At 65.3% G+C, this 12,014-nt stretch carries 13 protein-coding genes; 4 read left to right on the top strand and 9 right to left on the bottom strand.

Features of this window, described 5'->3' with window-relative positions; genetic code table 11:
• Both AC6LJ2_RS13265 and AC6LJ2_RS13260 read right to left on the bottom strand, forming a co-directional pair.
• Positions 1–662: hypothetical protein (locus AC6LJ2_RS13265; protein ID WP_498151539.1), on the bottom strand; the 662-nt coding region annotated here is incomplete at its 3' end.
• Positions 663–702: 40 nt separating this feature from the next.
• The gene (locus tag AC6LJ2_RS13260; RefSeq protein WP_498151538.1) at positions 703–1,395 is read right to left on the bottom strand and encodes a hypothetical protein; all 693 of its coding nucleotides are present in this window, start codon (positions 1,393–1,395) and stop codon (positions 703–705) included.
• 155 nt (positions 1,396–1,550) lie between these two features.
• Between AC6LJ2_RS13260 and AC6LJ2_RS13255 the strand changes: the two genes are divergently transcribed.
• Positions 1,551–2,351 (top strand): hypothetical protein, encoded by an 801-nt coding sequence (locus AC6LJ2_RS13255; protein WP_498151537.1) that lies wholly within the window; start codon positions 1,551–1,553, stop codon positions 2,349–2,351.
• 40 nt (positions 2,352–2,391) lie between these two features.
• On the opposite strand, the gene AC6LJ2_RS13250 is transcribed toward AC6LJ2_RS13255, so the two are convergent.
• The gene (locus tag AC6LJ2_RS13250) at positions 2,392–2,952 is read right to left on the bottom strand and encodes a hypothetical protein (protein WP_498151536.1); all 561 of its coding nucleotides are present in this window, start codon (positions 2,950–2,952) and stop codon (positions 2,392–2,394) included.
• A gap of 298 nt (positions 2,953–3,250) precedes the next feature.
• Positions 3,251–3,715: an EF-hand domain-containing protein gene (locus tag AC6LJ2_RS13245; RefSeq protein ID WP_498151535.1), complete on the bottom strand. Its 465-nt coding sequence runs from the start codon at positions 3,713–3,715 to the stop codon at positions 3,251–3,253.
• 100 nt (positions 3,716–3,815) lie between these two features.
• Here AC6LJ2_RS13245 and AC6LJ2_RS13240 point away from each other — a divergent pair, with 100 nt between their 5' ends.
• A complete protein-coding gene (locus AC6LJ2_RS13240; RefSeq protein ID WP_498151534.1) occupies positions 3,816–4,553 on the top strand; it encodes an NAD(P)-dependent oxidoreductase in 738 nt (245 codons plus the stop codon).
• 9 nt (positions 4,554–4,562) lie between these two features.
• Here the strand turns inward: AC6LJ2_RS13240 and AC6LJ2_RS13235 are convergent, their stop codons facing one another.
• Entirely contained in the window at positions 4,563–4,904 is a 342-nt protein-coding gene (locus tag AC6LJ2_RS13235) for a hypothetical protein (protein ID WP_498151533.1), read from the bottom strand.
• Positions 4,905–5,044: 140 nt separating this feature from the next.
• A complete protein-coding gene (locus tag AC6LJ2_RS13230; protein WP_263914110.1) occupies positions 5,045–5,950 on the bottom strand; it encodes a DNA/RNA non-specific endonuclease in 906 nt (301 codons plus the stop codon).
• A 203-nt stretch (positions 5,951–6,153) separates the two neighbouring features.
• On the opposite strand from AC6LJ2_RS13230, the gene AC6LJ2_RS13225 reads away from it, so the two are divergent.
• Positions 6,154–6,633: a VOC family protein gene (locus AC6LJ2_RS13225; RefSeq protein ID WP_498151532.1), complete on the top strand. Its 480-nt coding sequence runs from the start codon at positions 6,154–6,156 to the stop codon at positions 6,631–6,633.
• A gap of 51 nt (positions 6,634–6,684) precedes the next feature.
• Here the strand turns inward: AC6LJ2_RS13225 and AC6LJ2_RS13220 are convergent, their stop codons facing one another.
• Entirely contained in the window at positions 6,685–7,509 is an 825-nt protein-coding gene (locus tag AC6LJ2_RS13220; RefSeq protein WP_498151531.1) for a DUF7822 domain-containing protein, read from the bottom strand.
• Between the two features lie 202 nt (positions 7,510–7,711).
• On the opposite strand from AC6LJ2_RS13220, the gene AC6LJ2_RS13215 reads away from it, so the two are divergent.
• Positions 7,712–8,887, top strand: a complete 1,176-nt coding sequence (locus tag AC6LJ2_RS13215) for a GGDEF domain-containing protein (RefSeq protein WP_498151530.1) — start codon at positions 7,712–7,714, stop codon at positions 8,885–8,887.
• A gap of 24 nt (positions 8,888–8,911) precedes the next feature.
• Here AC6LJ2_RS13215 and AC6LJ2_RS13210 read toward each other — a convergent pair whose 3' ends face one another.
• Together AC6LJ2_RS13210 and AC6LJ2_RS13205 are read right to left on the bottom strand one after the other, a co-directional pair.
• Positions 8,912–10,705, bottom strand: a complete 1,794-nt coding sequence (locus AC6LJ2_RS13210; protein WP_498151529.1) for an LVIVD repeat-containing protein — start codon at positions 10,703–10,705, stop codon at positions 8,912–8,914.
• A 54-nt stretch (positions 10,706–10,759) separates the two neighbouring features.
• A complete protein-coding gene (locus AC6LJ2_RS13205) occupies positions 10,760–11,800 on the bottom strand; it encodes a porin (protein WP_263914105.1) in 1,041 nt (346 codons plus the stop codon).
• Positions 11,801–12,014 lie beyond the last annotated feature (214 nt).

Below are 12,014 nucleotides of genomic sequence, written 5' to 3'. Positions count from 1 at the left end.
TGGCGAGAATAGTGCTCGAGCCTTAGAAGTGCGCCGACGCAGCTGACGTTAGTATGCATGAGGATCACTCCGGGGCAGAAGGCACTTATAAAGTGCATGTACGGGTTGTATTGGTTGTTGTCGTTTTTTTTTTTTTTAAAGAAGAAGACGGCATACGAGATGGACCAACAGGTCTCGTGGGCTGGGAGTTGTGTAAAAGAGACAGGCACCAAACCGCCGATGGTCAGGAGCAAGCCGCCACCCAGGTAGGGCAGCCCGAAGATCAGCACCCAGAAGAACAGCGCGGTCTTGGTGTCGTTGGCAGCCTGCGCGCCCGCCGTGGCGGCATCTTGTACGCCGGGGTCCATCGTCAGCACACTGGCGAGCAGCGTCAGCAGCAGCGTCAGGCCGAGCAGCACGCAGCCCCAGCCGGCACGGCGGCGGTTGTCGGCAATACGAAGCAAGGCGGCCGCCACCACAACCGTGATCACCGCGCTGATGATCGTTCCGGTGATCAGCATGCGGTCCAGCACGGCGGGGTCATCGGCCACATAGGGCTGTCCCGCCGGGTGGTTCAGGCCGAACAGCACGATCAGGATGGGATTGGCGACACCAAATGCCGCCCGGCCAACCAGCAGGCCGAATACAACGCCGGTAATCCATTTGATCAGGGTGGGGTTCATTCAGGGTTGCCGTAGGTGCCGAGGTGGCAACAGGATACCGCTAATCGGCGCGCCGCTTGGGGCCGGCGCTGGCGGTGGCGCGGGCCAGCGCCGCATTCGCCTGCCAGTAGCGCGACAGGGCCGCGAAGGCCGTCTCGGGCGTCATCTCGCGGGTGGGGCATGGCAGGACGTATTCCCGGGATTTGGCCGCATAGCGGGTGCGCGATCCCTTGCTTGCGGACCGTGGCGGCTGATAGCCGGCAGCCATCGTCAGGATGATCCGCTTGCTGACGATGGTGCTGGCGCCTGCCGACAGGTTCAGTTGTTCTTCCGTGCTGACGCCGGTGATCTGGTCCCAGGGAACCAAGGTATTCAGGTCCGGCAACCAGACGCCCTTGTGCGACAGCACGGCATAGGGTTGACGCTGCAGCCAGAACGCCCGCAGGGCCGCCCTGGTCAGTTGCAAGCCGCTGACGATGCCAATGGCGCCGATGAGCCAACGCTTCAATTCCAGGCCCGCCTGCAGGCCGGCAACCAGCAGCACCCCTCCTGCCAGGGCGCAGAGCAGGGCGGCGCCCCATCCGTGTTCGTAGAGTTTGGCCGGCGGGGTACCCGTCAAGGACTGGCGTTGCAGGGCGGCGATGTCTTGCGCAAGGGCCTGCCTGGCCAGGGTGCGGTAGTCGAATTCGGGGGGAGTGTCGAAGGACGAGGGGTCCCGGGCGACAATGACGTTCAGGGGGGTGATGCGGGGCATGAGGGGAATCGGGGATTGCGCGACGCGACTGCGGACAAGGCCAAGGGGGGCAGAATACGTGGCGCAGCGTTGCACGAACATTGGAAGATTCTTATTTTTTCGCTGTGATACGGTATGGCTTTTTTCGCGCAGGTCTGTCTGCGCCCACCGCCAACATGTCCGAGCATCATCAGTTCTTCTTCCCGCTCCAGCCGCACCTGCCGCCGCCCGACTGGCAGGCGCTGGAGGCCCGGCTACGCCAGGGCAACTATGTGCTGGAGCCGCGCGGCGCTGGCATTCCGCGAGCGGCCCTGGTCGATTTCAGCTTGCTGCTGGCGCGCGGCCTGCAGCAGCCATACCAGTACCGGGACGGCATGCGCACCGCGGGTGACGTCATTGACCTGTACCGGCAGGCGGGCTATCTGCCGGTCAGCGTGCCCGTGCGCCATGACGACACCCTGGAAGAGACGCACGCCCTGTTGGCGGCTCATGGCATCGAAGCCGACCGCGAGCTGGTCGACGATGAATGCAGCGACTGGCATAGTCCACGCTATTGCCTGGGCCCGGCGGCGCGGCATGCGCTGTGCCCGCTGCTGCGCGAGCAATACGACGCCGATCCGCAATCGCTGGAGCTGATGCTGCTGGCCTACGACGAGCCGAACCCCCGCGTCGCGGTGGGCGAGAACCTGGAAGCGCCCAGCGTGCCCGGCTCGGACGAACCGCTGGAGGACATGCCGCCGTTCGGTTCGCATATCGACTTCATCGGCGCGGCCTATGAAGACCCCGCGGTGCAGTGGCGCAATCCCCGGGATGGACGCGACTACCGCATCCTGGACCTGGATTGGCACTACAGTTTTGCAATGGGGTTTCGGCTGATTCGCGCCCGGGGCCTGGATCCCGACAGCGCCGAAGGGCTGGCCGCCGTGTTGAGCGGCCTGGTCGGCCAGCCGATGGGCTGCAGCCACCGGCATCTGTGATGCCAAGGCGGGGCATGCCGCCCCGCCAGCTGGCATCCGATCAATAGTAGATATCGACGTAGTCGGTCAGGCCGCCGCACGCTTCCATCTGCTGCAGGCGCCAGTACTTGCGCTTGCCGGTGGCGCGGAATTCATAGTCCCCGGTGCGTTCGCAACGGCGGCCGGGATCGGGTGCGTTCAGGATCAGGATGGTGCCGCGGAAGATGAAGCGGTCGGCCGAGATCGACACCACTTCACCGCGGATTTCCACCGAGCGGTCGCCGTTGATCTGGCCGCCTTCCAGGCTCACCACATCGCGGTCATCGCGAGCCGTCAGGTGGCCGCGCTTGTCGCTCCAGAGCCATTGCAGGGTGACGCCGCTGTTGTTGCGCAGGCGCTCGTAGGCGGCCTGGTCCAGGATTTCGGTTTTCTGGACGCGTGCCAGCGGCTGGCCCGGGGCCTGGCCTTGGACGGCCTGGGGCGTGGCCGAGGGCTGCACCTGGGGCTGCACTTGCGGCTGCACTTGCGGCTGCACTTGCGGTTGGGCTTGCGGGCGAGGGGGCAGTTGGCCCGGCGCCAGCGTCGGCGCGGCGCCGTGCGCGCCATCACCGGGCGCAGCCATGACCGGCGATGCGGCTGCCAGGGCCAGGCCGAGGGCAAGAGCGTAGAGACCGGACAGCCGCTTTTTAGCGGGTGCAAAAGCCGGGACGCGATCGGAGTGCATGTGCATAGTGGGTGTCTTGGAAAAGTGGGTAGCGCGTTGCCAGGTTGGCAGGGCCCGATCAAGGGGGACGCATTGCCGGGCCGTAAATTAGCACGCGTCTGAAGGCACGATGTGCGGTTTTCTGTCTTATGTATCTATTCGTTAACAAGAAAATCACGGGGCGGCCCGGCGCGGGGGCATTATTCCGAACCGCGCATCAGGGCTTGGGCGCGCGATTCATTTCATATTTGGGCCGGCCGCGGAAATTCTTCAGCGCATAGTCCAGGAATTCAGCCTTGCTGATGCGGCCATCGCCATCGGTATCCATCTCGGCCACCTGTTCGGCGGTCGCTTCCTTCAAGAGCGGACCGCGGGTGAGATAGCCGTCGCCATTGATGTCCTGTTTGTAGAAGGCCGCTTCCATCCGGGCGTAGTATTCGCGTTCGGTCATGGGGCGGTTGACGGCATCGGGGGTGGGCGTGGCGTCGGTCTTGCTTTCACCGGCCTTGCCGGCCGCCGGCTTGTCCGCGCCGGGTTGCGCGGTATTTGCCTTGCCCGAGTCTGCCTTGCCGGTTTGCGCCGCAGCCGGGGCAGGGGCCGCCGATTGCGCCATGGCGCCACCTGTCAACAAGGCAAGCAGCAACGCTGCGGTCAGGCTACCCGTCCGGGTGACGTTTTTCATGGTTATCCTTTTAGGCATTCAAGCGGCGCAAATGATATCGCCGACTTGAATAATCGGTGTTGCCATATGTTTTCGAATAATAAACAAGCAGGGATCCAAAATGACGACGTTGGTTATCGGCGCCAGCGGGGCGACGGGGCGGCTGTTGGTCAGGCAATTGCTGGATCGAGGCGAATCGGTGCGTGCGGTCGTGCGCACGCCGCAGGGGTTGCAGGGGCTTTCGGGGGCCGCAGGCCTGTCGTTGATCCCGTGCAACGTGTCCGAGGTTTCCGATGCCGATCTTGCCCGCCATGTCGATGGCTGCACGGCCATCGCGTCATGCCTGGGCCATACCTTGAGCCTAAAGGGTGTTTATGGTCCGCCGCGACGCCTGGTGGCGGACGCGGTGCGCCGCTTGTGCCAGGCGGTCAAGTCCCGCCCGGGCGCCGATCCGGTCCGTTTCGTATTGATGAATACGGCAGGCCACCGCAACCGGGATATGGCCGAACCCGTGTCATGGGCGCAGCGCTGCGTGGTGGGCGTGGTACGTGCATTGGTGCCGCCGCATGCAGACAATGAACAGGCCGCGGATTACCTGCGCACCACCATCGGCCAGCATGACCGCGCCATCCAGTGGGTCGTGGTACGTCCGGACAGCCTCGTCGATCAGGACGAGGTCACCGCCTACGAGGCGCACCCGTCGCCCCTGCGCAGCGCCATCTTCGATGCCGGCGTCACCAGCCGCATCAACGTCGCGCACTTCATGGCCGAGCTGGCGCTGGGTGGCGCCACCTGGGCCCGTTGGCAGGGCAGGATGCCGGTGCTTTACAACCGGACGTTGTCATCCGGCGCAGGATAGCGCCCGACCTCAGCTCAGGTCGTCGAATATGTAGGGCGCGTACTCGTAGGGGCGGGCAGCTTGGGCGGCCGGGGGCAGCAGGGGCTTGTGCCAGTAATTGCCCGGCTCGTTCAACCACCAGAATTTCTCTTCGCGGGCCAAGGTGCACAGGGAAGACAGGTCTGCACCGTAGCGCACCAATAGCGCGACCAGTTCACGCACCATGGCAGAACTGAGCCGGCGGCGGTCGATCTTCAGGGTGAAATCGTGGCCATGTCCGGTATGGCTCGTGATGGCCGGGATGGTCGCCAAGGCGTCGAAGAAGCGTTTTTCGTCACCTTCGGAAAAAAAACGGGCCAGCGGAATCTTCATGTCCAAGACGTAACGCTCCAGCGCGGAATCTGCCCGTGCCGACGGCCGCAGTGCGGGTGTGCCATCGGGCGCAGCTTCGCGCAAAACCTCTGAGGTTACGGGGTGGGTACCTCACACCACCATTGGAAGATTCTGATTTTTCAAGGCAGCAGCCGCATCCCGGTGCGTTTGACGAATTCTTCGTAGCTGATCGGCGGGCCGGCCTTGGTGCTGGCGCTGTTGGCCTGCCAATGCACCCACGAACGCCCGCTGGTGGCGTCGTACACCACTTTGTAGATATAGGTGGGCACCGCCACCCCAGACCCGATGGTCTTGGGCCGGTCGGCATAGACCGGGCCGGTGAACACGTACACGTCGCCCGCCGCCCGCATCACGTACTGGCGCGTGTCCTGTTCGATGCGGCTCCAGGGGCCGGCGTTGTGGGTCTGGTCCTGCGGCACCATGTTCGCCAGCGAGAAGCTCTGCGCCATGGCCTCGGGCGTGGCCATGTCGCCGGCCGGCGCCATGTGGCCGCGCGAATAGCCGGACCCCCGGTAGTCGTCCAGCTCGGCGCGCTCGGCGCGTGGCAGCCGTGCGTCGGCATAGAACTTGTCGGTGCGGTGCAGCCCCTTGGCCTGCGCCAGGTTCTGCCGGTTCAGCCGTTCGGCCACGAAAACGGGCGTCTTGGTCTGGCCGTTGTGCAGGATCGCAAACGACGAAAAACACACCTCGCGCAGCCGCTGGCTGGCGGGTACCGCGGGCGGTCGGGCATGTGGAAAGAACTGCGGGCAGTCGGTGAAGGTGGTCTGCACCAGCGCCGAATTGGGCGTGGGCAGCGCCACCGGCGCCGTGCGCTCCTGCGACGGCCAGCCCAGTCGCGACAGCAGGTCGCTGGCCGATGCCGGCATCCGCCATTGCGGATTCAGCATGTAGGTGGCGGCGCCGAAGCTGGCCAGCGAGGTCACGACCAGCGCCCGTAAAAAACGAGGAATGCGGCCGGCGGACCGGGAATTCGTTCGGGAGGGAGAGCTTCTCTTTCTGGGAGCGGGTTTCTTCGCGCGCGTCATGCTACCTGGGGCTACGGACCGGCCGCCAGAGGCAGCCAATGTGACCCCGGATTGTAGATGAGGGATGAATTTGTCACTACGCTTGGTAACGCCTGCCTGTCGGGGGCGCGCAGTATCCTCGACCCCGCAGCATCCGTCATGCGGTCCGCGCCCGCCATTGCGCGCAGCCGGTCCGCCGGCGTGTCATCGACAGGAGCACCAGAATGGTCAGCAAAAACACGATTTGCCTCTGGTTTGACGGCGGCGCCCTGGAAGCCGCCCAGTTCTACGCCAGGACGTTTCCCGATAGCGCCGTGGGCCGGATCATGCATGCGCCCGGCGATTTCCCCTCCGGCAAGCAGGGCGACGTGCTGACGGTGGAATTCACGGTCATGGGCATTCCTTGCCTGGGGCTGAATGGCGGCCCGGGCATCAAGCACAACGAGGCCTTCTCGTTCCAGGTGGCCACCGACGACCAGGAAGAAACCGACCGCCTCTGGAATGCCATTGTCGGCAACGGCGGCAAGGAAAACGTCTGTGGCTGGTGCCAGGACAAATGGGGCCTGTCGTGGCAGATCACGCCGCGCGTGCTGACCGACGCGATCACCGATCCCGATCCGGGCGTGGCCAAGCGCGCGTTCGAGGCCATGATGCAGATGGGCAAGATCGACGTCGCCAAGATCGAGGCGGCGCGGCGGGGGTAGCGACCCGGGGCCCGCGGCTCGCGCTGCCGCTCGCCGCCGCCGGTCGCTGCGCTAGCGCTGGCGCGCTTCGAATTCGCTGCGGTTGAACAGCTCGAAATACAGCACGTCCGACCACTCCAGGCCCAGCGGATACTCCGTGGCGCCGGTGCGGGTGCTGTCGAATTCGTTGTCCAGCCGCAGCCCGAACAGCACGTCCAGCGGTTCGGCTTCCTGCTGCACCGTGGCCGATTTCAACAGGCGGGCCGCCTCGGTGATATCCGCAGGCAACGCGTCCAGCGCCGCGCCGGCATGCTGGCAGCGCGCCAGTTCCTGTTCCACGCTGGCCTTCAGCGCGGCTTCGCCGGATTCGCTCATGATGTCCAGCTCGATGGTTTCCAGCAGCAGGTAGCGGTCGCGGTGGGCCTCCAGGAAGGCGATGGTCTCGTTCAGCGCGACCAGCAGGTTGGACGGCGGCGCATACGACGTCGTCGCGGCCTGCACCGGGATCGACGAGGCGGCTTTGGCGGCCGGTGAAAACAGCCGCTTCAGCCGCGCGAAGAACGAGGCGGGTGGGGGCGGCGCGGCGGGTGCTGCCGAGGCGGCCGGCGGCAACAAGGCCACCGCCACCCGCAGGATTTCCGCGAAGCGCTTGACCCGTTCGAAGCCGGGTTCGAACGGGCTGCTGATGGCGTAGAGCCGGGTGCGCGAATCGGGCTCGTCGTCATCCAGCCCGTCGGAAACCAGCGACGCGCACAGCTGCGGGTCGCCGGACATCAGCAGGCGGTAGATGAAGGGCACGTCATACGCCCATTCGGACAGGCCCGAAATCGTCTCGGGCCGGTCGGCGTAGGACGTGGGGCGGTTGCTCAGGCTGTAGAGATACGAACGGTTGGCCATGGCGGCGGGGATCTCGCTAGCGTTGGGGACGCTAGTTGAACCCAAATTGCGTCAGGGCGGGGTGAAATTGCGTGTTGGCCTGCAAAAAACAGGGGCGTATCACCTTCGTGGTTCCCCGGATTCGTCACATCCGTACGAAGGATTTCCCCCTAAAATCGCGACTGCCGCCGCCCTCTGCCGGCGCAAACCCTGCCTATTCGAGATGTACGTCGATCTCCTCACCCTGTACCTCATCACCATCGGCACGCTGCTGGCCAGCGCCGGCCTGACGTTCTGGGAGCATCGGACCCATCCCACACGCAGCCATTCGCTGCGCCTCTTGGCCGCCGGTTTCGCCACGCTGGCGATCGGCTGTACTGCGGCATTGTTTCGCGCCGACCTGCCCGGCGCGCTGGGCCCGGCGCTCAGCAACCTGGTCATCCTGTGCGGTTACCTGCTGGTGCTGGACAGCGTGGCGTCGCTGAGCGAGCGGCGCTATCGACTGCGCGCGTTCGCCTTGCTGATCGTCATGGCCCTGATCTGGCTGGTGGCCGGTGCGGGCGGGCAGGACCCGGTCTGGAAGTACATCAGCGCCTTTCCCATCGCCTTGGTCAGCGGCCTGACGGCCTGGGAGCTATGGCGGTGCGATTCGCTCAAAGCCTTCAAGACCCGCCACATCGCCGTGGCCGTGGCGGGCATCCATGCGCTGATCTATCTGGTGCGCGCCGTCGTGCTGCCGTGGTGGGTGGCGGCCCACGGGCCGTCGGTGCAACTGCTGGCCAGCAACATCACCATGTATGAAGGGGTGCTGTATTCGGTGATTCTGCCGATGACGCTGATCAAGCTCATCCGCGAAGAAACGCTGAGCCGCCTGGTGCTGGAATCCCAGACCGACTACCTGACCCGTTTGGGCAACCGCCGCTGGTTCTTCGAGCAGGGCGCGCGCGCCATCGATGCCGCGGCCGGTCGCGGGCCGGTGGCCATGCTGGCGTTCGACCTGGACCAGTTCAAGGCTATCAACGACCGCTATGGCCACCAGACCGGCGACCACGTCCTCAAATCGTTCGCGCAGATCGTGCGGGACGTGCTGGGCCCCCAGGCCATCCTGGCCCGCATCGGCGGCGAGGAATTCGCGGCCTTGCTGGCTGGCGAGGCGGCTGGCCGGGCTCAGGCCTTGGGCGAGGCCGCGGCCCGCCAGTTCGCCGCCACGGTTGCCGATCCCGCCGGCGGCCTGGGGTTGCGCGCCACCGTCAGCATCGGGCTGGCGCGCTACGACCGCGACGCGCCACCGCTGGCCGACGCGCTGGCGCGGGCCGACCAGGCCTTGTACCGGGCCAAGGCGCTGGGCGGCAACCGGCTGGAGCCTGCCTGGGTGCTGGACGCCGCGGCGGCGGATTGAGCGGGGCCGGCACAGGCTCTTTGCTCAGCGCGCCGGCCACGGCTTGTCGGCCATTCCCAGCTTCGGTTCGCCCAGCAACGGCGTGGACAAGGCGTACGCGCCATTCTCGGTGAAGGCCCAGATGATGTTGCGGTCGTACTCGGTGTAGATCGAGAACACGCCCTTGCCCAGCGTGTAGACGGGCAGCTCGGATTCATCGGCCAGCGCGGGCACGAAGTACCCGGCGATGGTGGGCTTGGCGGGATCTTCCACATTGAAGATCTGCACCCCCGCGTTGTAGAACGAGTAGGGCACGATGCCCTGGCGCCACTGGCCCGGCTGGCCGATGGCATTGGCGCGTTTCGGACCGAAGTTGCCGCCCCGCTGGCAGAAGCTGGTGAACGGCGCACCCGCCGGCACTTCGGGTTGCGGCATCTTGGCCGCGACCTTCAGGTGCGAGGGGTCGCGGGCGTCGATGACGAAGATGTCTTTGTAGGGTTCATAGCAGTCGCGGTTCATCGGGTAGCCGTTGGCGAACACGTAGCCGGTGCGCGCGTACTGGCTGACGTCGGCATTGTCGAATTCGGTGCCGGCGAAGCTGGGCGCCGTGTTCACGCCGCTGAGCATCCTGGGCTTGGCCGGGTCCGACAGGTCGAACGCGTACACCCCCAGTCCGCCCATTGCGCCAAAGCCGATCTTGCCGCCGTTTTCCAGCGGCTGCGACAGGAAAATGGGGTTGCGCGAGCCCATCCACGACGTGCGGTTGCCCGCCCGCGGATTCATCAGGTAGGCCTCTTCGTGTTCCTTGTCGCCCAGGATCTGGCCCGGCACGGCGATCTGCGACACGAACTTGGGATCGGCCGGATCGCTCATGTCCCAGACCTGGTAGCCGGGCGAATACAGGTAGTTCGGGTATTCGGTCAGGCCGTAGGTGTCGTCCGGCGCGGCCGACAGGATCATGTATTTGCCGCCGTAGTACTCCGGCGCATCCAGCGAGCCGGACCCGCGCTGCTGGCCGACCGGCGCGTCCGGACGCTGGTAGTCCGTCGTGCGGGTGGCAATCAGGCGCCACTGGCTGGGCAGGGGGCCGTCCATGACGAACACCTTGAAGCCCTTGAGCGAGTTGTACTGGCGCTGCGCGGCGACCTTGTCGGGCTGTTCCAGCTTTTCGTTCATCAGGCCATAGCGGCCGATCTCGAACGAGGCAACCAGCACCGGCTTGCCCAGCTTCTTGCTCCAGGCAATCGTGGCGCCGCCCAGATAGTCCTGCACGGTGTTCGGATCGTACTTTTCGCTGGACCCTTTCGGCCCCCAGACGCCGCCCCTGGAATAGACGATCTTGCCGTGGGCGGGGTCGGTGACGTCCAGGATGCGCAGGTAGTCGCGGTCGTGCACGTACAGGTAGCGGCGGCCCTCGAAGTCGGCGATGTTGTTCCAGGCATGGAAAGGCGAGCCCACGCCGGGGTAGAAGGCCAGTACCTTGACGTTCTTGGCGTAGCTTTGCTTGTCCCAGCTTGTCATTTCGCCGGGGAATTTCTGCCCGGTGTGCACTTCGGGTGTGGCCTTGGGCCAGATGAACTGGCCGGTCGCCGGGTCCATGCCGTAATCCACGCCGGGCTTTTGCGGCACGGGCCGGCGCTCGGGCGTCAGGCGCAACCATTGCGCCAGATAGGGGTCCTGCACATTGGGCGTACCGGGCGTGGCGGCCGGCGCAGCAGGTTTGTTCGGTGCGGCCGGCGCGGTCTGGGCGCAGGCTGGCAGCGCGGCGCCGGCCAGCAACAGCGAGGCGAAGGCCGGGCCCGCGAATCGGACAGGCCAGTGGGGGCGGTGAATGGACATGCAGTCTCCTTGGGTACAGGGGCGCTCGCCGGATGCGGCAATGGCGGCGGGCATTCAGAAGGCGTGGCGGATGCCGACCTGGTAGCCAGTCGGGTTCTGGCCGGCGTTGGGATAGTTCTGGAAGGTCACGGGATACGGCACGGGCGCGGCGCGGCGATGCTGCACATGGGCCACGCTGGCGTACAGGTCGGTGCGCTTGGACAGGCCGTGGATGAATCCCAGGACGAAGCCATTGGCGCTGGACAGGCTCTTGTTGTCGTCGTCGTGGCGGTGCACCACGCTGGCGTAGAGGCGGTTGCGGCCGTCGATGTTCCAGCGCGCGCCCAGCTGAACGTCCCACCCGCTGGCGTTGAAGGCGGTGTAGGGCGGATAGGCGTAGTAGCCGTTGTAGGTATGGAAGATGAACGTGGGCTCGACCGAACCGATGCGATAGACGGCCGAGAAATAGTTGTCGCGCGAGGAATGCACCTCGGACGAACGGAAGATGTCGCGGGTGTATTGCTGCTCGCTGGCCACGCCCAGGAACAGCGGGCCTTCGCGGTATTCAAGGGCGGTGCTGATGAAGCGCCCGGCCTTGGAGCTGCCGCCTTCGCCGTTGGTCATCATGAGGCGGCCCGTGAGGCCATGGAACGCCGGCGTCTTGTACTGCACCGCGCCGTCCACCCGGTACGACGCATAGAAGAATTCCATGTTGTTGACCATGCTGAACTCGGCGGCCCAGCTTGGGTCGGCATAGCCGGCGATCCAGTACGACGGCGTGAACTGCCGGCCCAGCGTCAATTCGCCCCAGTCGCCCTTGAGCCCCACGAACGACTGGCGAAACTGCGCGGCCTGCTGGCCGTTGTTGGCCGAGAACATGGGTTCGATCGTGAACACGGCCTTGTTGCCGTCACCCAGCTCTTCCACGCCGCTCAGGTTGAAGCGCGAATTGTTCAGGCCGCCGCTGGACATGCGCGTCGTCGAGCCGGGGCCTGACGATTGCAGGTGCTTGATGTTCATGTCGACGTAGCCGGACAGCCACACGCGGGTCTGGGCCTGCACCCCGGAACCTGCGCATAGCGCCACGACGGCAGCCAGTGCCGAAATCCTCTTCATTGGACTTTCCCCTCCTCGGTGAGCCGGTCCGGCCGCTGGGCGGTTCGGGCCTGTCGCTCGGGTCAACGTTGGACTTTTGTTGTATACATTTATTGATAAAAGTATACGGAGAGGGGAAAGAGGTTTACTGAACTGTCTGCTTATAGTGAAGGGCGATTTGGTTATAGCGGCCGTATTTCAAGCTGTATACATCAGGGGCTTCCTGAATAGGCGC

It is taken from the genome of Achromobacter sp. 1014246743 (genome assembly GCF_059760725.1).
The sequence above is the reverse complement of the archived record's forward strand: the minus strand, read 5'-3'. Positions and strand labels throughout refer to the sequence as shown.

Bases quoted from the DNA above. Each gene is read 5' to 3' on its own strand.
- AC6LJ2_RS13230 (WP_263914110.1), bottom strand. From the start codon at position 5,950: ATGACGCGCGCGAAGAAACCCGCTCCCAGAAAGAGAAGCTCTCCCTCC.
- AC6LJ2_RS13210 (WP_498151529.1), bottom strand. From the start codon at position 10,705: ATGTCCATTCACCGCCCCCACTGGCCTGTCCGATTCGCGGGCCCGGCC.
- AC6LJ2_RS13220 (WP_498151531.1), bottom strand. From the start codon at position 7,509: ATGGCCAACCGTTCGTATCTCTACAGCCTGAGCAACCGCCCCACGTCC.
- AC6LJ2_RS13205 (WP_263914105.1), bottom strand. From the start codon at position 11,800: ATGAAGAGGATTTCGGCACTGGCTGCCGTCGTGGCGCTATGCGCAGGT.
- AC6LJ2_RS13225 (WP_498151532.1), top strand. From the start codon at position 6,154: ATGGTCAGCAAAAACACGATTTGCCTCTGGTTTGACGGCGGCGCCCTG.
- AC6LJ2_RS13245 (WP_498151535.1), bottom strand. From the start codon at position 3,715: ATGAAAAACGTCACCCGGACGGGTAGCCTGACCGCAGCGTTGCTGCTT.
- AC6LJ2_RS13255 (WP_498151537.1), top strand. From the start codon at position 1,551: ATGTCCGAGCATCATCAGTTCTTCTTCCCGCTCCAGCCGCACCTGCCG.
- AC6LJ2_RS13235 (WP_498151533.1), bottom strand. From the start codon at position 4,904: ATGAAGATTCCGCTGGCCCGTTTTTTTTCCGAAGGTGACGAAAAACGC.
- AC6LJ2_RS13240 (WP_498151534.1), top strand. From the start codon at position 3,816: ATGACGACGTTGGTTATCGGCGCCAGCGGGGCGACGGGGCGGCTGTTG.
- AC6LJ2_RS13215 (WP_498151530.1), top strand. From the start codon at position 7,712: ATGTACGTCGATCTCCTCACCCTGTACCTCATCACCATCGGCACGCTG.
- AC6LJ2_RS13250 (WP_498151536.1), bottom strand. From the start codon at position 2,952: ATGGCTGCGCCCGGTGATGGCGCGCACGGCGCCGCGCCGACGCTGGCG.
- AC6LJ2_RS13260 (WP_498151538.1), bottom strand. From the start codon at position 1,395: ATGCCCCGCATCACCCCCCTGAACGTCATTGTCGCCCGGGACCCCTCG.